The organism is Schaalia naturae (assembly GCF_042665795.1).
In the GTDB taxonomy this organism is placed as follows: domain Bacteria; phylum Actinomycetota; class Actinomycetes; order Actinomycetales; family Actinomycetaceae; genus Pauljensenia; species Pauljensenia naturae.
The window spans coordinates 1095184-1113432 of the sequence record NZ_JBHTEF010000001.1 but is presented as its reverse complement, the minus strand read 5'-3'; the positions used below and the strand labels follow the sequence as shown (position 1 = coordinate 1113432).

15 protein-coding genes and 1 pseudogene are annotated in these 18249 nt (G+C 70.8%); 6 read left to right on the top strand and 10 right to left on the bottom strand.

Going from position 1 to position 18249, the window contains the following annotated elements; genetic code table 11:
* Nucleotides 1-71: 71 nt before the first annotated feature.
* The 4 genes and pseudogenes from sufC (at nucleotide 72) to ACFQWG_RS04835 (ending at nucleotide 3012) form a co-directional block, all read left to right on the top strand.
* The gene (gene sufC / locus ACFQWG_RS04850; protein ID WP_380972667.1) at nucleotides 72-824 is read left to right on the top strand and encodes a Fe-S cluster assembly ATPase SufC; all 753 of its coding nucleotides are present in this window, start codon (nucleotides 72-74) and stop codon (nucleotides 822-824) included.
* Between the two features lie 7 nt (nucleotides 825-831).
* Nucleotides 832-2132: pseudogene (locus tag ACFQWG_RS04845) on the top strand (SufS family cysteine desulfurase).
* Nucleotides 2132-2602 (top strand): Fe-S cluster assembly sulfur transfer protein SufU, encoded by a 471-nt coding sequence (gene sufU / locus ACFQWG_RS04840; RefSeq protein ID WP_380972664.1) that lies wholly within the window; start codon nucleotides 2132-2134, stop codon nucleotides 2600-2602. The pseudogene ACFQWG_RS04845 and the gene sufU overlap by 1 nt, the downstream one beginning before the upstream one ends.
* 2 nt (nucleotides 2603-2604) lie before the next feature.
* Nucleotides 2605-3012, top strand: coding sequence for a metal-sulfur cluster assembly factor (locus ACFQWG_RS04835; protein WP_380976233.1), 408 nt, complete (start codon nucleotides 2605-2607; stop codon nucleotides 3010-3012).
* 16 nt (nucleotides 3013-3028) lie between these two features.
* Here ACFQWG_RS04835 and ACFQWG_RS04830 read toward each other — a convergent pair whose 3' ends face one another.
* The 3 genes from ACFQWG_RS04830 to ACFQWG_RS04820 form a co-directional block, all read right to left on the bottom strand.
* Nucleotides 3029-4843, bottom strand: coding sequence for an AMP-binding protein (locus ACFQWG_RS04830; RefSeq protein ID WP_380972662.1), 1815 nt, complete (start codon nucleotides 4841-4843; stop codon nucleotides 3029-3031).
* A 111-nt stretch (nucleotides 4844-4954) separates the two neighbouring features.
* On the bottom strand, nucleotides 4955-6232 hold the full coding sequence (gene tgt, locus ACFQWG_RS04825; protein ID WP_380972660.1) for a tRNA guanosine(34) transglycosylase Tgt: 1278 nt from the start codon (nucleotides 6230-6232) through the stop codon (nucleotides 4955-4957).
* Nucleotides 6229-6915 carry a queuosine precursor transporter gene (locus tag ACFQWG_RS04820; protein WP_380976231.1) on the bottom strand — a complete coding sequence of 229 codons (687 nt, stop codon included), beginning with the start codon at nucleotides 6913-6915 and terminating at the stop codon, nucleotides 6229-6231. The genes tgt and ACFQWG_RS04820 overlap by 4 nt, the downstream gene beginning before the upstream one ends.
* Nucleotides 6916-7028: 113 nt before the next feature.
* Here ACFQWG_RS04820 and ACFQWG_RS04815 point away from each other — a divergent pair, with 113 nt between their 5' ends.
* A complete protein-coding gene (locus ACFQWG_RS04815; RefSeq protein ID WP_380972658.1) occupies nucleotides 7029-8642 on the top strand; it encodes an ABC-F family ATP-binding cassette domain-containing protein in 1614 nt (537 codons plus the stop codon).
* Nucleotides 8643-8676: 34 nt separating this feature from the next.
* Here the strand turns inward: ACFQWG_RS04815 and ACFQWG_RS04810 are convergent, their stop codons facing one another.
* The 5 genes from ACFQWG_RS04810 to ACFQWG_RS04790 all read right to left on the bottom strand — a co-directional run bounded on the left by ACFQWG_RS04810 (nucleotide 8677) and on the right by ACFQWG_RS04790 (nucleotide 13552).
* Complete coding sequence (locus tag ACFQWG_RS04810) at nucleotides 8677-9483, bottom strand: amino acid ABC transporter ATP-binding protein (protein WP_380972656.1); 807 nt, start codon at nucleotides 9481-9483, stop codon at nucleotides 8677-8679.
* A complete protein-coding gene (locus tag ACFQWG_RS04805) occupies nucleotides 9480-10427 on the bottom strand; it encodes an amino acid ABC transporter permease (protein WP_380972654.1) in 948 nt (315 codons plus the stop codon). The genes ACFQWG_RS04810 and ACFQWG_RS04805 overlap by 4 nt, the downstream gene beginning before the upstream one ends.
* 75 nt (nucleotides 10428-10502) lie before the next feature.
* The gene (locus ACFQWG_RS04800; protein WP_380972652.1) at nucleotides 10503-11456 is read right to left on the bottom strand and encodes an ABC transporter substrate-binding protein; all 954 of its coding nucleotides are present in this window, start codon (nucleotides 11454-11456) and stop codon (nucleotides 10503-10505) included.
* 130 nt (nucleotides 11457-11586) lie between these two features.
* Nucleotides 11587-12294, bottom strand: a complete 708-nt coding sequence (locus tag ACFQWG_RS04795) for a DUF4191 domain-containing protein (protein WP_380972649.1) — start codon at nucleotides 12292-12294, stop codon at nucleotides 11587-11589.
* A 7-nt stretch (nucleotides 12295-12301) separates the two neighbouring features.
* The gene (locus ACFQWG_RS04790) at nucleotides 12302-13552 is read right to left on the bottom strand and encodes an MFS transporter (RefSeq protein WP_380972647.1); all 1251 of its coding nucleotides are present in this window, start codon (nucleotides 13550-13552) and stop codon (nucleotides 12302-12304) included.
* A gap of 198 nt (nucleotides 13553-13750) precedes the next feature.
* On the opposite strand from ACFQWG_RS04790, the gene ACFQWG_RS04785 reads away from it, so the two are divergent.
* Complete coding sequence (locus ACFQWG_RS04785; protein ID WP_380972645.1) at nucleotides 13751-14929, top strand: protein kinase domain-containing protein; 1179 nt, start codon at nucleotides 13751-13753, stop codon at nucleotides 14927-14929.
* Nucleotides 14930-15011: 82 nt separating this feature from the next.
* Here the strand turns inward: ACFQWG_RS04785 and sucB are convergent, their stop codons facing one another.
* Both sucB and lpdA read right to left on the bottom strand, forming a co-directional pair.
* Complete coding sequence (gene sucB / locus ACFQWG_RS04780; RefSeq protein WP_380972642.1) at nucleotides 15012-16763, bottom strand: 2-oxoglutarate dehydrogenase, E2 component, dihydrolipoamide succinyltransferase; 1752 nt, start codon at nucleotides 16761-16763, stop codon at nucleotides 15012-15014.
* A gap of 26 nt (nucleotides 16764-16789) precedes the next feature.
* Entirely contained in the window at nucleotides 16790-18163 is a 1374-nt protein-coding gene (gene lpdA / locus ACFQWG_RS04775) for a dihydrolipoyl dehydrogenase (protein ID WP_380972639.1), read from the bottom strand.
* Nucleotides 18164-18249: the final 86 nt, after the last annotated feature.

Genomic DNA, 18249 nt, shown 5'->3' with positions numbered 1-18249 from the left:
CCTGCTCGCATGCCCCCCGCGACCCACCACATGAATCTCGGCGACGGACGCCGACCAGGAGAGAGAAGAACATGTCGACCCTGAGCATCAAGGACCTGCACGTCTCCGTCGAGACCCAGGAGGGGAACAAGGAGATCCTCAAGGGCGTCAACCTGACGATCCAGTCGGGTGAGATCCACGCGATCATGGGCCCCAACGGATCGGGCAAGTCCACCATGGCCTACGCGCTGGCGGGCCATCCGAGCTACCACATCATCGGGGGGGACGCCTACCTCGACGGCCAGTCGATCTCGGAGATGACCGTCGACCAGCGGGCGAAGGCAGGTCTGTTCCTCGCGATGCAGTACCCGGTGGCGGTGGCGGGCGTGTCCGTGTCGAACTTCCTGCGCACGGCGAAGACCGCGATCGACGGGAAGGCGCCGCAGATCCGCACATGGGTCAAGGACGTCAAGGCGTCCATGGACAACCTGCGCATGGACGCCGACTTCGCCGACCGCGACGTCAACGTCGGCTTCTCAGGCGGCGAGAAGAAGCGGCTCGAGATCCTCCAGATGGAACTCCTCAAGCCGTCCTTCGCGATCCTCGACGAGACGGATTCCGGACTGGACGTCGACGCGCTGCGGATCGTGTCGGAGGGCGTCAACAGGGTCCACGGCCAGACGGGCTGCGGCGTCATGCTGATCACCCACTACACGAGGATCCTGCGCTACATCCACCCCAGCCACGTCCATGTGTTCGTCAACGGGCACGTCGCGGCCTCGGGCGGCCCCGAGCTGGCGGATCAGCTCGAGGACGAGGGCTACGACAAGTACCTGGGGCTGTGAGGCCGTGATGGGGGAGACGGCGAGCGCCCCGGAGAGGGACTTCACGAGGCGGGAACTGGACGCGATCCGGCGGGACTTCCCGATCCTGGCCCGGATCGGGCGGGGGGCAGGCCCATCGTCTACTTCGACTCCTCGGCGACCTCGCAGAAGCCGGAGTGCGTCATCGACGCGGAGGCGGAGTTCTACCGTCTCCACAACGGCGCCGTCCACCGGGGGACCCATCTGCTGGGGGACGAGGCGACCGCCGCGTACGAGGACGCTCGCGTCACGCTCGCGGACTTCATCGGCGGCTCCCCGGAGGAGATCGTCTGGACGAAGAACGCGACGGAGGGCATCAACGTCGTCGCCTATGCGATCGGCAACGCCTCGGAGGGGCGGGGGGGCGCTGAGGCCCGTCGGCTGCGCATCGGGCCGGGGGACCGCATCGTCGTCTCGCGCGCCGAGCACCATGCGAACCTCGTGCCCTGGCAGGAGCTCTGCGCACGCACCGGGGCGGAGCTGGCATGGCTGGACCTCACCCCGGACGGCCGTATCGACCTGGACACGCTGTCCGTCATCACGCCGTCCACGCGGCTCGTCGCCGTCACCCACGTGTCGAACGTCACCGGCGCGATCACGCCCGTCGAGCCGATCGTGAACGCTGCGCGCGACGTCGGTGCGATGGTGCTCCTGGACACCTGCCAGTCCAGCGCCCACCTGCCCGTGGACGTGGACGCCCTCGGCGTGGACTTCGCGGTGTTCTCCTCCCACAAGATGCTGGGCCCCACCGGGGCCGGCGCCCTGTGGGGCCGCCGCGAGCTGCTCGAGTCGCTGCCGCCGGTCCTCACGGGCGGGTCGATGATCGCCGACGTCACGATGGAGCGCACGGAGTACATGGCGCCCCCCGAGCGTTTCGAGGCGGGATCCCAGCCCGTGGCGCAGATCGCGGCCTGGGCGACCGCCCTCGGATATCTCGGGGACCTCGGAATGGACCGGGTCGCCGCCCATGAGGAGATCATCACGCGGGCGCTGCTCGAGGGCATCTCCTCCGTCCCGGGTGTGCGGGTGCTCGGCCCCGCGCAGGCCGTCGACCGCGTCGGCGTCGTCTCCTTCACCGTCGACGGCGTCCATCCCCACGACGTCGGCCAGGTGATGGACGCCGAGGACGTCGCCGTGCGGGTCGGCCACCACTGCGCCCTCCCGCTACACTCGTTCTTCGGAGTCAGGGCGTCAGCCCGGGCGTCGGCGGCGCCGACGACCACACTCGACGAGGTCGAGCGCCTGGTGACGGCCCTCTCCCACGTGAGGTCCTATTTCGGGGGAATGTGATGTCGAGTCTCGAGCAGCTCTACCAGCAGGTCATCCTCGACCACTCGCGCGAACGCCACGGCGCGGGGGCGGTTCCCTCGGGGATCGGCGCCGCCTCCCACCAGGTGAATCCGACCTGCGGCGATCAGGTGACGCTGGGGGTGTCGGTGGCCGACGGGCGGATCGCTGACCTCGTGTGGGACGGGGACGGCTGCTCGATCTCCCAAGCCTCCCTGTCGATGCTGTCCGACTTGGTCGACGGGCGGTCCACGGACGAGGTCGCGAGGCTGTACGCCGACATGGACCAGATGATGCACTCCCGCGGGCGGGGCGTCCCGGAGGAGACCCTTGACGGGCTCGGCGACGCCGCTGCCCTGGAGGGGACCTCCCAGTTCCCCAACCGCATCAAGTGCGCGCTGCTGGGGTGGTACGCCCTGCGCGACGCACTGGCCAAACTCGGAACCGACATCGCGGGAGGAGCACGATCATGAGCATGGGGAACCCGATGGCTCAGACGGACCCGGGAGCGCAGCGCTTCGGCGCGGCGCCCCCCGCGCAGCGCTTCACCGGGACGGACGTGGAGGACGGGGGATCCGTCGCGGGCGCCGACGTCCTCGAGGCCCTCAAGGACGTCATCGACCCGGAGCTCGGGATCAACATCGTCGACCTGGGCCTGGTCTACGGCATCCGCGTCGACGGACAGGACAATGTCGAGCTGGACATGACGCTGACCACGGCGGCGTGCCCGCTCACGGACATCATCGAGCGCCAGACGGACATGGTCCTGTCCGGCCTGGCGTCCTCCGTATCGGTGAACTGGGTGTGGATGCCGGCCTGGGGGCCGGAGCGGATCACGGACGACGGCCGCGACCAATTGCGCGCCATCGGCTTCAACGTCTGAGGCCCACGCGGCCTCGTCACTGCTGGGAGGCGTCCGGGTGATCGTCGCGGTCGGCGTCCCCGTCGCCGGGGAGGATGCGGCGCACGACGTCCGAGGCCTGGTCGACGGCTCCGGCGACGCTGCGAGAGGCCTGCTCGAACAGCTGGGACGTACGGTTGGCGAGCTGCTCCTTGACGGTGCGCCGCATGACCTTGCCGATCTGGTTGTGGGGGAGCTCGGCGATGACGGCGAGCTGGCGGGGCAGGGCATAGTGGGCGATGGACTTCTCCGCCCATTCGCGCACTTCAGACAGGGTGACGGGCCGGGCGGCGTCCTCCAGGACCACGGCCGCCGCGACCTCTTCGCGTTCGTCGCCGACGGGGAGCCCCACTACGGCGACGTCCTTGATGCCTGGCATCGAGCGGATCGCGTTCTCGACCTGGCTGGGGTAGACGTTGAAGCCGCCGGAGAGGATGAGCTCCTTGGCGCGGTCGGCCATCGTGATGTAGCCGTCGCGGTTGACACCGATGTCGCCGGTGCGGAACCATCCGTCGTCGGTGAAGACCCGCGCCGTCTCCTCCGGCATATCGAGGTAGCCGTCGAACACCTGCGGTCCCTTGACCAGGATCTCGCCGGGTTCGCCGTCCTCGACGTCGCGTGAGGGGTCGTCCAGAGCGGCCAGTCTGAGCTGCGTGGAGGGGAAGGGTACGCCGAGCACCCCGTGGCGTCTCCGGGCGGACAAGGGGGCGCCGCACAGCACGGGAGAGGTCTCCGACATGCCGTACCCTTCGACGATCATCCCGTCCGTGGCCTGCTCCCACTGATCGGCGAGCTCGGTGGACAGGGGCATCGCCCCGGCGACCCCGACGCGGATCGATGTGAGGTCCGTGTGCGTCTGGCGGGCGCGCCGGAGGATGCGTTCGAACATCGGGGGAACCCCGACGAAGAAGGTGACCGGACGGCGGCGGTGGGCGTCCAGCGCCATATCGGCGTCGAACTTGGGCAGGACGATCTGCGTGGCCGCCTTCCTGACGGCGGAGCACAGGCAGAAAGTGAGGCCGAAGGCGTGGAAGTAGGGGAGGAGGCTGTAGAACACCTCTGCGCCCTCGTGGAGCTTCCATACCCAGAAGACGCACTGATTGACGTTCGCCCCGATGTTGCGGTGGGTGAGCGGGACCGATTTCGGCACGCCGTTCGTGCCTCCGGTGTGGAGGATGACGGCGACGTCGTCCCCGCTGGCCTGCGGCGTCGAGGGGGCGACGGCGCGAGCGCGGAGGACGGCCCGGTCCCACGAGGCCGTGCCCGCCGGGCTCGGCGCGCGCAACTGCTCGCGGGTGCGGCGGGCCCGTTCGACGGGCAGGCGCAGCAGGGCGCGCTGGGAGCGCGGCATGCCGGCGGAGATGTCGACGGTCAGGACCTGGGCGAGCTCGGTGGATCCGTCCAGGGGGAAGGCTCCGGCGCATTTCTCCCATACGACGGCGATCCTCGCGTGGTGGCGTTCCAGTTGGCCCCGGATCTCGGCGGCCGGCGCCAGGGGGTTGTGCTCGGCGGCCACCGCCCCGATGCGCTGGCAGGCGTAGAACACGGTGAAGGCCTGAGGGCAGTTCGGCAGGGCGACGGCCACGACGTCGCCCCGCCGCACTCCGGCGTCGAGGAGCACTTGGGCGCCGCGTTCAGCCTGCTCGAGGATCTCGGCATAAGTGGTCGCGGCGCCGAAGTAGTCGATCGCGACACGATCGGGGTAGTGGGCCGCGGCATCGGACAGGACATCGAACAGGGACCCGTCGGGCACCGGGATCTCGGTGGGCACCGCGTCATAGAGCCGATGAGCCTGTTCGATGATGCTGGTCACAGGACCTCTCCTTCGTCTGGTCGTCCCTCCATCCAGGCTACTCCTACGGCACCGTAGGTTAAGGGCCGGGAACGAGGGCGGCACCGGTGAGCTGGGCCACCCAGTCCCGGCTCACCGCAGGCGGCGCGCGTGGAAGCGACCGAGCCGGTCCTCCCGGTAGGACCCGTAGCGGCCGTCCTCGATCGCGTGCCGGATGCCGTCGACCAGGTGCACGGTGAACCACTCGTTGTGGATCGTGGCGAGGGTGGAGGAGAGGATCTCCTTCGCGCGGAAGAGGTGATGGACGTAGGCGCGTGTGAAGTGCGTGCACGTGTAGCACCCGCAGCCCGGCTCCAATGGCGTGAAGTCACGGGCGAAACGCGCGTTCGTCACGTTGTACCGCCCGTCGGCGGTGTAGATCGCCGCGTTGCGGGCCACGCGCGAGGGATTGACGCAGTCGAAGGTGTCGACGCCCGCCTCCACGGCCTGGAAGACGTCTCCGGGCTCGGAGATCCCGAGCAGGTGGCGGGGCCGGTCCTCGGGGAGCTCCTCGCACACCCAGGAGACGATCGCGCCCAGGTTCTCCTTCTCCAGGGCGCCTCCCACGCCGAACCCGTCGAAACGCCGGCCGTCCTGCTCCATCTCCGCGAGGTCCCGCGCCGCGCGGCGGCGCAGGTCCTCGTGATTCGCGCCCTGGACGACACCGAACAGCTGCTGGTAAGGGCGATCCGCGCGCTCGGCGGTGAGGCGGTTGTGCTCGCCCAGGCAGCGCCTGGCCCACGCCCCGGTGCGCGCGAGCGACTCCTCCTGGTACTCGCGGGGATGGACGAGCGAGGTGAGCTCGTCGAAGGCGAACATGATGTCGGAGCCCAGCTGGTGCTGGATGCCCATGGAGACCTCGGGCGTGAAGCGGTGGCGCGTGCCGTCGATGTGGCTGCGGAAGACGACGCCGTCCTCGTCGACGACGGCGCGCGAGGCCTTCACGGCCTGCGCCCGCAGCGCCGGGTCCGCCGTGTCGACGGCGCCCGAGAACTCCGCTGAGAGGACCTTCTTGAATCCTGCGCCCAGAGAGAGCACCTGGAAACCGCCGGAGTCGGTGAAGGTGGGACCCGGCCAGTTCATGAAACGCCCCAAGCCGCCGGCCTCGTCGACGATGTCGGGACCGGGCTGGAGATACAGGTGGTAGGCGTTGGCCAGCACGGCCTGGGCGCCGAGATCGGACACCGCCTCGGGCAGGACCGCCTTGACGGTCGCCTTGGTCCCCACCGGGATGAAGGCCGGCGTGGCGATGTCGCCGTGGGCGGTGTGAAGGATGCCGGTGCGGCCCAGCCGGTGGCCGTTCCCGAGCCTCGCGCGGACCTCGAAGCCCCGATCGCGCCGGGGCCCGTCCTCGCCTCCCGGGACGCTCATGCGGCCACCGCGGCGCGGGGGGCGGACTCGCGGCGCCTCACCCAGCCGATGACCGGGTAAGTGACGGGGAGCATGACGACCTCGACTCCGACCTTGTAGACGTAGCCCGTCAGCAGGTAGTTGAGGAAGTCCGCCCCGGTGATGACCCCGTAGAACGCGATCGTGCAGAAGATCAGGGTGTCGGCGGCCTCGCCGACCAGCGTCGAGCCGATGAGGCGGGCCCACAGGTGGCGCTCGCCCCAGCGCTCCTTGATCCCCACGAGGACGCGGGAGTTGAGCAGCTGGCCCGCGAGGTAGCCGCACAGGGACGCCGCGACGATCCGGGGGACGAAGCCGAGCACCGCCTCGAAGGCCTGCTGGTTCTCGTAGCCGGGGCCGGGCGGGGCGAGCTGGACCAGCCAGAAGACGAGGGAGGCGAGGATCGACACGGCGAACCCCAGGACGATCGCGCGCCGGGCCCGGGCGAAGCCGTAGATCTCCGAGAGGACGTCGCCCAGGATGTAGGTGAGAGGGAACAGGATCGCTCCGCCGTCGAAGACGAGGAACGCAGGCCCCACGTGGACGCCGATGAGCTTCGTGGCGGTGATGTTCGAGACGAGCAGGAACGCGACGAATAGCACGGCGACGACGTCGTAGAGCCTCGGCGCGCGCGCGGGAGCGGGTTGGTCGATCACGGCGTCCATTGTCGCACCGCCCTCACCTGCGAGGGCGACGCCCCGGGCGTCGACGGCGTTCGTGGGGCGTGCCACGCCGCCGGGCCCGCGGAGGCGCCCCTGGCGCCGACTAGACTTCTCGGGTGATCTCGGTGTCTGGCTTCTCCCTGCGAATCGGCGCGCGCGAGCTCGTGCGCGACGTCTCCTTCCGCGTGGACAAGGGGATGCGCATCGGGCTGGTGGGGCGCAACGGGGCGGGGAAGACCACGACGATGCGCCTGCTGGCCGGCGAACCCGACCGCGGGGGCGCGGCCGAGCACACCGGGGCGATCTCCCGCACGGGGACCGTCGGCTACCTGGCCCAGGACACCCACATCGGCGATCAGGACCAGCCGGCGCGCGAGCGCATCCTCTCGGTGCGCGGCATCGACCAGCTCCTGGCGAGGATCCGATCGGCCGAGCAGGAGATGGCGTCGGCGCAGGGCGCGCGCCAGCAGAAGGCGATGGAGCGCTACGTCAGGCTCGACCAGCAGTTCACGAACGCGGGGGGCTGGTCGGCCAGCGCCGAGGCCGCCCAGATCGCCCATTCGCTCGGACTGGACGACCGCGTCCTCGAGCAGCCCCTCCATACGCTCTCGGGCGGCCAGCGTCGACGTGTGGAGCTGGCGCGCGTGCTCTTCTCCAACGCGGACGTGCTGCTGCTGGACGAGCCGACCAACCACCTCGACCACGACTCGGTGATCTGGCTGCGCGACTGGCTGCGCGCCTTCCCGGGCGGGTTCATGGTGATCAGCCACGATGTGCATCTGCTCGACGACACGGTCAACCAGGTCTTCTACCTCGACGCGACGCGCGCCCAGGTCGACATCTACCACCTGGGGTGGCGGGCCTATCTTTCCCAGCGCGAGGAGGACGAGAGGAGGCGCCGCAAGGAGCGGGCGAATGCGCTGCGGAAGGCCGAGCAGCTGCGTGCCCAGGGCGAGAAGATGCGCTACAAGGCGACGAAGGCGGTGGCCGCCCAGCAGATGCTGCGCCGCGCCGACGAGCTCCTCGCCCAGGCCGGCGAGGAGCACCGCGACGAGAAGGTCGCGCGCCTGCGCTTCCCCGAACCCGCCCCCTGCGGGCGTGTGCCGCTGGCTGCGGAGGGGCTGTCCAAGTCCTACGGATCCCTCGAGGTCTTCACGGGGGTCGATCTGGCCATCGACCGGGGGGCCCGGGTGGTCGTCCTCGGCCTGAACGGCGCGGGGAAGACGACGCTGCTGCGCCTCCTGGCCGGTATTGAGCAGCCGGACACGGGGCGCGTCGTGGAGGGGCACGGTCTCAGGCTCGGCTACTACGCGCAGGAGCACGAGACCCTGGACACCTCGCTGTCGGTCTACGAGAACATGGCCCACGCCGCTCCGGACCTGGACCGGACGCATGTGCAGAACGTCCTGGGCCAGTTCCTCTTCAGCGGGGAGGACGTGGACAAACCGACCTCGGTGCTCTCCGGCGGGGAGAAGACCCGGTTGGCGCTGGCGACGCTCGTGGTCTCCGCCGCCAACGTCCTGCTGCTGGACGAGCCGACGAACAACCTGGACCCGGCCTCGCGAGAGGAGATCCTCAACGCGCTGCGCACCTACGAGGGGGCAGTCGTCCTGGTCACCCACGATCCGGGAGCCGTCGAAGCCCTGGAGCCGGACCGCGTCCTGCTCCTGCCCGACGCCGACGAGGACCTGTGGGATCCCGGCTACATGGACCTCGTCAGCCTGACCTGACACGCGGCCGGGCCATCGGGACGCAGCGTCCGGCTCACAGCACCTTGGAGAAGAACTCCCGGGTGCGCGCCTCGCGCGGGTGGGCGATGACCTCGACGGGGGAGCCCTGCTCGACGATGACGCCCTGATCCATGAAGACGACCCTGTCGGCGACCTCACGGGCGAACCCGATCTCATGGGTGACCACGATCATCGTCATGCCGGAGGCGGCCAGGTCCTTCATGACGCCGAGGACCTCCCCGACCAGCTCCGGGTCCAGGGCGGAGGTGGGCTCGTCGAAGAGCATGATCTCAGGATCCATGGCGAGCGCCCGGGCGATGGCGACGCGCTGCTGCTGCCCGCCGGAGAGCTCCGAGGGGTAGTGGTCGGCCCGGTCCGCCAGGCCCACGCGGCTCAAGAGCTCCTGGGCGCGGGAACGTGCCTGGGCCTTCGACCGGCGGGCCACCTGGATCGGAGCCTCCATGACGTTCTCCAGGGCGGTCATGTGGGGGAACAGGTTGAAGCGTTGGAAGACCATGCCGATGCGGCTGCGCTGGCGGGAGACGATCTTGTCGGGCAGCTCGTGGAGGACGGCGGAGCCGTCGGGACGGGTCTCCTCGCGGTAGCCCAGCAGCTCGCCGCGCACCAGGATGCGCCCCGCGCTGATGGTCTCGAGCTCGTTGAGGCAGCGCAGGAGCGTGGACTTCCCGGATCCCGAGGGGCCGAGGACGACGCAGACCTCGCCCGGGTCGACGGTGAGGTCGATGCCGCGCAGCACATGGAGGTCGCCGAAGAACTTGTGGACGCCGACGACCTGGACCATCGACGTCGAGGAGGGGAGGGGTGCTTGGGCGGCGTTCATGGGGTGACCTCGAGGAAGGGATCGTCATGGATGGTGCCGGCGGAGTTGATGGCGTCCTGGCGGTCCGGGTCGCCGGGACGGCCGGCCTGCTCGCGCTGGTCGAACCCGCGGCCGTAGCGCCGCTCGATGCGGGCCTGGACGACCATGAGGATCGAGGTGATGACCAGGTACCAGATGGCGGCGGCGATGAGGAGGGGCACGGGGGCGAAGAGCTGCTGACCCTTGGTCTGGGAGACGAAGGTCAGCTCCGTCGTCACGGGGATCGCCGAGACGAGGGAGGTGGTCTTGAGCATGGAGATCGTCTCGTTGCCGATCGGGGGCACGATGACGCGCATGGCCTGGGGGAAGACGATGCGGCGGAAGATCTGGCCGCGGTGCATCCCCAGCGCCGTCGCGGCCTCCCACTGTCCCCTGTCGACGGAGAGAAGGCCGGCGCGGATGATCTCGGCCAAGTAGGCGCCCTCATTGAGGCCCAGGCCGACGAAGGCCATGAGCAGCGGCGTGAAATAGGTGTTGGTGTCGAAGGAGACGAACTCGGGCCCGAAGGGGATGCCGAGCGCCAGCGAGGGGTACAGCGAGGGCAGCAGCGACCAGAAGATCAGCTGCGTGTAGATCGGGGTCCCTCGGAAGAACCAGATGTAGAACGTGGCCACCCATCGCAGGATCGGGTTGGGCGACTGGCGCATGACGGCCATCGTGACGGCCAGGATCGTCCCGATGATCATGGCGACGACGGTGAGGAGCAGGGTGAACACGACGCCGGTGACGATGGTCCGGGAGAACAGCCACTGCCAGACGACAGGCCACTGGAAGTTCTTGTTCGTCACCAGCCCGTGCACCACCATCGCGGCGATGAGCGCCACCGCCGCCGCGGACGCCCAGCGTCCGGGGCGTGGAACGGGTTTGGCGTGGAGGATCTCCACACCGTCGCGGATCTCTGGCATGTCTGCTCGCTCCGAGGTCAGGAGCGCCCGGGGCGCAGTGGGGACCGCGCCCCGGGCGTTGGGGGTCTGGGGCCGTCAGTCGACGGCCGGGTTGAGGTCGGCGGTGGTCAGGGCCGCGTCCTCGGCGCCGTAGGCGCCCAAGATCTGGGTGAGGTAGCCGTTGTCCATGAGGTACTGGACGCCGGCCTGGACGGCCTTCGCCAGCTGCTCGTCGTCCTTGGCCACCGCGATGCCCTGCGGGGCGGATTCGATGACGTCGCCGACCTGCTCGAGCTTGCCGCCCGAGAGCTCGACGGTGTACCCGATGACGGTGGAGTCGGCCAGCGTGGCGTCGTACTGGCCGCCGATGACCTTCGTGGCCACGTCGGTCTGGAGGTCCAGCGGCATGATGCTGATGGCCTCCTTCCCGTCGGCAGTGCACTGGTCGGACAGGGTCTGGGCGTACTCCTGCTGGTAGGTGCCGTTCTGGACGCCGAGCGTCGTTCCGCAGGGATCTGTGGGATCGAAGCCCTTCGGGTTGCCGGCGGCGACCGCGTAGGCGGAGCCGACCTCGACGTAGGAGACCATGTTCGCCTGCTCCTCACGTTCCGCCGTGATGGTGAAGGAGGAGGCGCCGACGTCGAACTTGGAGCCCAGGGCCGGGATGATGGTCGGGAACTCCGCGTGGGTCGTCGTGCCCTCGTTGAGGCCCATGACGACGGCGAGGGCCTTGATCAGGTCGACGTCGTAGCCGATGGGGGTCTGGCCGTCGGTGTCCATGAACTCCCCGGGCGCGTAGTCGGCGGAGGCCCCGTTGCGCAGGACGCCCGACTCCTTGAGGGAGTCGGGGACCAGGGAGGAGACCTCGGGGACCTCGGAGAGGGCGGTGACGTCGAAGGGCGTGACGCTGGCGGCGGGCGTCGCCGCATCGGACTCCCCGGATGCGGCGACGGAGGAGGACCCCGATGCCGCGTCGCCGGGGTCGGAGCACCCGGCCAGGGCGAGGGCCGCGATGGCGGCGGGGACGAGAACGGCGGAACGGGTGCGCATGGCGGGCCTCTCAACTTCGACGGGAAGGAATAGGCCAATTATGCGTCGGGACGAATATTATGCGTCCTGTTGTCTCACCATGTGTCCGATCCGTGGGGCCGGACCGCGGGCGCCCGATGTCGCCGCGGGCTCAGCGCCCCCGCATCGCGCGCCGGTTCGGGCGCACCTTCATCGGATCGATGCCCTTCGGGATCGGGGCCGCCGTGGACTGGACCGCGTTGAGGCGCTGGCTGACCGCGGGCACCTCCTCCTTCGTGAGGACCTTCTTGAGGCGCTTGAGGTGGGACTCGACCTTCGCCAGGGGCACCTGGTCCTCGCCGTGGCCGACCTCGAGGACGGTGACGGGCACGTTCTGGGCGACGCGGCGGATGCGGCGGCGCTCCTGGTCGAGCAGGGGGCGCACCCGCGAGGTCGGGCCCTCGGAGATGAGGACGACGCCCGGGCGGCCGATGAGGCGCCAGACGAGGTCCTTGTCCTTGTTGGCGGCGATCGGCTGCTCGGCGACGATCCACCCGCGCTTGATCTGGCTGATGACGGCGTAGACGGAGCCGACGGTGCCGTCGATCTGCGTGTACATCGCCCGCCGTACGAGCAGTGACAGGATCGACATGTCCGCGAGGGAGGCGAGCAGGAGGCCGGTGATCGCCCACATGGCGATGGCTCCGGCGCCTGCCGAGCCCAGGACGCCGACGAGGACGCAGACGAGGACGATCGCGGCCCCGAGGCCAGCGAGCACCCATCCGACCCAGGGATAGGTGCGCGCCGTGATCCGGTAGGCGTCGGCGATGTTCTGGTACCAGCGCCTCTTCTTCTCCGAGGTTTCCTTCTTCTCAGCCATAGGGCTCCTATCCTACCTGGGTCCGGTGCCGTCCCGGGACTCCCCCGGAGGGGCGGTGCAGGGCCCATGCGACCAGGGGGGCGATCGCGATGACCGCACCGGTGACGGCGCCCATCCCGTAGGCGGCGGCGGGCCCGTGGGCGGCGGCGAGCGCCCCGCCCACGGCGGAGCCCAGTGACACGCCGACGGTGACCGAGGCGGACATGGATGTCATCGCGACGGAGACCCCTCCCCGGGGCGTGAGGCGCTCGGCGAGGGAGAAGGCGGTGACCATGGTGGGTCCGACGAATGCCCCCACGGCCGTCAGTCCGAGTCCGGTGGCCCACAGCCCCTCCTGGCGGGCGACCAGCGAGATGAGGAGGGAGATCCCGAGGCCGCCGGTGAGGATCCGGGCCGGCAGACGGAACGCCTCGGGCAGGACGACGACGAACAGCGACATGACCGCCGACCCGATGCCCATGAGGGCATAGACGAGTCCGGCGCTTCCGGGCGCTCCCAGGGCCTCGGCGCGCGCGGTGGTGGCGGCCTGCGTCGAGCCGAACAGGCACCCGATGCCGATCATCACGATGAGGGCGGGGGCCGCAGCCGCCAGGACCTGCGCGATCGCAGGCCGCGGGGTCCGCGACCGATCCGGGGCGTCGGCGTCCGGCGGGGGCGTCCCGGGCGCGGACGTCGCGAAGGGGAGCGTCGCGAGGAGGACCAGCGCGATGGCGATGAGGAGCGGAGCGTCGGGCGTCGCCGCAGAGGCGGCGACGCCGACCAGGGCGGGGCCGAGGACGAAGGTGAGCTCGTCGGCCATCGACTCATAGGAGAAGGCCGTGGCCAGCTCATGGGGCGTGCGGGTGATCCCCACCCACCGGGCGCGCGTGAAGGATCCGATGGGCAGCGTCGTCGCGCCGACGGCGACGCAGGCGGGGACGAGGGCGGGCAGCGGTCCTCGCAGATGGGCGACCGCGTAGAGGGCTGCCAGGGCGAACGCCGAGGCGGGCGTGAGGAGCAGGAGGACGAGGCGCTGCCCCCGCCGATCGGCCCAACGCCCGATGAGGGGGGAGACGAGGGCTGCGGACACCGAGATGATTCCGGTCGCCAGACCTCCGGTGGCGACGGACCCGCTGGAGGCCGTGAGGGCGGTCATGGCTCCCAGGGGGACCATGGCGAAGGGGGCGCGTGCTCCGAGGGCGATGAGGAGGGCGGGCCAGCCGACCATTTCGGGCAGCGCGCGGTAGCGCCCGAGGGCGCGCAAGGCAGGGGTGTGCACGGATGTGCTCCGGGAACGGCGGGCTCGCAAGGGTCCGGCGCGATCCGGCGCAGGAGCAGGCGAGCGGCCTGCCGCGCATGGACGCGGCCGACTCGGGCAGTCTACTCGGACAATACGGGACGTGGATGCCGGGCGCGCCGTCCACAGGCCGCCGAGAGGCCCTTGCCACCCGCGGCCGGTCCGGTGTGGGATATCTCCATGGATATCAATGGATATGAACTGGGATCGATTGCGTTCATGTCTGCGGGCGGTCCCCTGTGGGAGACCACGACGGCCCACGGCGCCGCCGCCTTGGCCTGCCTGCGTTCCCGGGACGAGGGCGACGGCCTCGTCGCGAGGTGGCGGGCCTGGTCGACCGTCGACAGCGCGCGCGTGGCGCGCCTCATCGACGTCGTCCGCCATGATGACGGGCGGTGGGCCGTGGTGTGCGAGAGGGTCCCCGGGGAGACGCTGGAGTCGGCCATGGCCCGCGGGTCCCTGCGCACGCGGCGGGAGCGCGAGCGCATCGTCGAGGACGTCCGGGAGGGTGTGCGCGCCCTTCACCGCGCGGGGATCGTCCATGGCGACCTCTCTCCCGCCAACATCATCCTGCGTCCGGACGGGCGCGCCGTCGTCGTGGACCTCATCGACGATCCTCTGACGCATACGGGCACCCGCGGATGGTCTCAGGGAGGAGGGGCGGGAGAGGAGGGGGACTGGCGGTCGGTGGCGCTCCTCGCCGAGGAGCTGGGAGCCGGCGGGAGGAGGGAGGCGGGGATCCCTGCCGCATCGGCCCCGTCCGAGGCTCTGCGTCGCGTCGCGGCCGCGCCGCGAACGGAACGGCAGGACGCGCCCGCGCGTCACCGCGGCGGGAGGCGCCGGCTGCCTCGGACCGCGGAGATGGCCGCGCTGGGAGCCGCGCTGGCTGGCGCCGCCGCGCTGGCGACGCTCACGGTCCCCTTGATGACGGCCGCGGTCACGGCCGGTGCCGGGACGGGCGAGACGGAGGCGCCGTGCCCGGCGGCCGCCGAGGTCCGCGCCGCTCTGGACGGGTTGGCGCGTGCGCGCGATGACGCCCTGGAGAGGCGGGACGCCGATGCCGTCGCCGCGGTGTCGGCCGCGACAGTCGCCCGGTCCGACCGCGGTCTGGTGGAGGCCCTGGCGGCCTCGGGCACGCGGGTGGAGAATCTGGGGACCAGAGTCGGACAGGTCGCCGACGTGACCTGCGAGGGAGGCCGCGTCTCGGCGGTGGCGACGATCCAGCAGCTGGCCCACCGCCGCTGCGATGCCCTCCGGACCTGCGCCGAGGTCCCCGCCCAGCGGGCGCACCGCGTGCGCGTCGACCTGGCGACCGGCCCCTGGCGGATCCTGTCGGTCCAGGTGGTGGACGGGCGGTGAAGGACGAGGACGACGACGCGGTCCGGGCCCCTCGGGGCCCGGACCGCGAACGAGGCCGGGGAAGGAGCCCGGCCCAGTGGGATCAGAGACCGAGCTCTCCGGCGAAGTCGCCCTCTTCGAGGCGCTTCTTCACCGTCATGAGGTATCGGGCGGCGTCGCCGCCATCGACCAGGCGGTGGTCGTAGGACAGCGCCAGGTACACCATGGAGCGAATGGCCACGGCGTCGGCCCCGTCGGCGTCCTTGACCACGACCGGGCGCTTGACGATGGTCCCGATCCCGAGGATCGCGGTCTCGGGCATATTGAGCACCGGGGTGTCGAACAGGGCGCCCCCTGAACCGGTGTTCGTGATCGTGAAGGTCGATCCGGACAGCTCGTCGGGGGAGACCTTGGAATCGCGCGTCCGGGCCGCCAGATCGTTGATCGAGCGCGCGATGTCCGCGATCGAGAGGCCGCCCGCGTTCCTGATCACGGGAACCAGCAGGCCGCGCGGCGTGTCGACGGCGATCCCGACGTTCTCGTGGTCGAAGTAGGTGACCTCCTTGCCCGAGATCGTCGCGTTGATCTTCGGGTGGTAGAGGAGCGCCTCGGTCGCGGCCCTGACGAAGAAGGGAAGGAACGTGAGCTTCGTTCCCTCCCGCTCCTGGAAGGACGTCTTCGCCCGGGCGCGCAGCGCGGCGATGCGGGTGACGTCCACCTCGACGACGGTGGTCAACTGGGCGGCCGTCTGGAGGGACTCGACCATGCGGGTGGCGATCGTCTGGCGCAGCCGCGTCATCTTCTCCGTGGTCCCCCGCAACGGCGAGGGCTCCAGGGCGGGAGCGGACGGCGCCGCTCCGGCGGAGCCCGCCTCCCGGGCGGCCTTCGCGGCCGCGGCGGCGGCTTCGACGTCCTCACGGCGGATGCGGCCGCCGATGCCGGTCCCCGTGACACCTGCGAGGTCGACGCCGAGCTCGCGGGCGAGCTTGCGCACGATCGGCGTGACATAGCCGGTCCCCGTGCCGAAGACCTGGGTGGGACCGGCGACGGGAGCACCGCCGGCGGCCACGCCGGTGAGGGCCGGGTGCGCCGGGCGGGGCGCCGCCGGGGGCTGGGCGGGAGCCGCAGGCGCAGGGGGAGCGGGCGCGGCGTGGACCGGAGCCGGGGGCGCCGGCGCCGCATGGACGGGAGCCGGCGGGGCGGCATGGGCCGGGGCGTGAACGGCGGGCTCCGGGGCCGGCGCGGCCGGCGCGGCCGGCGCGGGCGAGGACGCGCCGGTGGGAGCGGACTCCGTGATGACGGCCACGACCGTGCCGACCTCGACCGTCTCGTCCTCGGGCACCCGGATCTCAGCGAGGTAGCCGGAGGCCGGGGCGGGGACCTCGGAGTCGACCTTGTCGGTGGACACCTCGAGCAGCGGCTCGTCGATGGCGACCGCATCGCCGACCTTCTTCAGCCAGGTGGTGACCGTCCCCTCCGTGACCGACTCGCCGAGGGCGGGCATGGTCACCTCGGTACCGGAGGCGGGGCCGGCGGGCGCCGGGGCGGGCGCGGGCTCAGGAGCCGGTTCGGAGGCGGGGGCCGGCGTCTCGGGAGCCGGCGAGCCCCCGGCCTCGGAGGGCTCGCCGATGAGCGCGATCTGGGTGCCCACCTCGACGGTCTCGTCCTCGGGAACGGAGATCTCCAACAGCACGCCTGCGACTGGCGAGGGAACCTCGGAGTCGACCTTGTCGGTGGAGATCTCGACGATCGGCTCGTCGACGGCGACGGGGTCGCCGACCTTCTTCAGCCAGGTGGTGACCGTGCCCTCGGTCACGGATTCGCCGAGTGCCGGCATCGTCACTGCAGTTGCCATGGGTGTTCTCTCCTTGTCGGCGCGGGTCAGTTGTGGGCGTGCAGGGGCTTGCCGGCCAGGGCCATCGCGGCCTCGCCGAGGGCCTCGTTCTGAGTCGGGTGGGCGTGGATGAGCGCGGCGACATCATCCGGATAGGCCTCCCAATTGACGAGGAGCTCGCCCTCTCCGATCTGCTCGCCCATGCGGGCGCCGATCGCGTGGAACCCGACGATGGGGCCGTCCTCGACGGAGACCAGCTTGACGAAGCCCGTGGCGCCCAGGATGTTCGACTTGCCGTTGCCGGCGAGGTTGTACTCGACGGTCCGCACGGAGTCACCGTAGCTCTCGCGGGCCTGCTTCTCCGTGAGGCCCACCGAGGCGATCTCCGGCTCGCAGAAGGTCACGCGCGGGATCCCGGACTCGACGATCGGCGCGGGGTTCAGTCCGGCGATCTCCTCGGCGACGAAGATGCCCTGGAGGAACCCGCGGTGCGCCAGCTGGAGGCCCGGCACGATGTCGCCGACGGCGTGGATGTTCGCCACACCCGTGTGCAGGCGCTCGTCGGTGATGACGAAGCCGCGTTCCAGGGTGATCCCCTGCTCCTCGTAGCCGAGCCCCTGGGTGACGGGCCCACGGCCGACGGCCACCAGCAGCACGTCGGCGTCGACGGTGGGACCGCCCTCGGTGGACACATGCACACCGCCCTCGTCCTGCGTGGCGCCGGAGAACCGCGTGTTCGTGTGGAAGGCGATGCCGCGCTTGCGGAACTGGCGCTCGAGCTGCTTGGAGACGGCCTCGTCCTCGTTGGCGGCGAGGTGGGGGAGCGCCTCGATGATCGTGACCTCGGCTCCGAAGGAACGCCAGGCCGAGGCGAACTCCAGGCCGATCACGCCGCCTCCCAGGATCGCGGCGCGGCTGGGCACCCAGTCCATCTGCAGGGCCTGCTCGGAGGTGATGACGCGCCCCTCGATGGGCAGCGTCGGCAGCGTCTTCGAGTAGGAGCCGGTGGCGAGGACCACATGGCGGCCGGTGATGCGCCGGCCGTCGACCTCGACGGCGTCGGGTGCGACCAGGCGGCCCCATCCGTCGATGATGTCGACCTTGCGGGAGGCCAGCAGACCCTGGACCCCCTTGTACAGCTTCGTGACCGTCGCATCGCGGTAGGCGCCCAGCGCGCCCATGTCGATCCCCTGGAACGCGGATTGGACGCCGACCCTCGCGGACTCGCGGACCGCGTCGGCGGTCTCCGCGGCGTGCAGGTATGCCTTGGTCGGGATGCACCCGCGGTGCAGGCACGTGCCGCCCACCTTGTCGCCCTCGACGAGGGCCACTTTCAGGCCGAGCTGGGCGCCCCGCAGCGCGGTGGCGTAGCCGCCTGATCCCGCTCCCAGGATGACGATGTCGTAGCTGGGCTCGCTCACGTTCTTCACTCCTCGCCTCGGATCGGGACCGTCGTGGTCCAGTCTGGGCCTATTGTCCCACCCGGAGTGTGTTTTTTCCCGCTTCG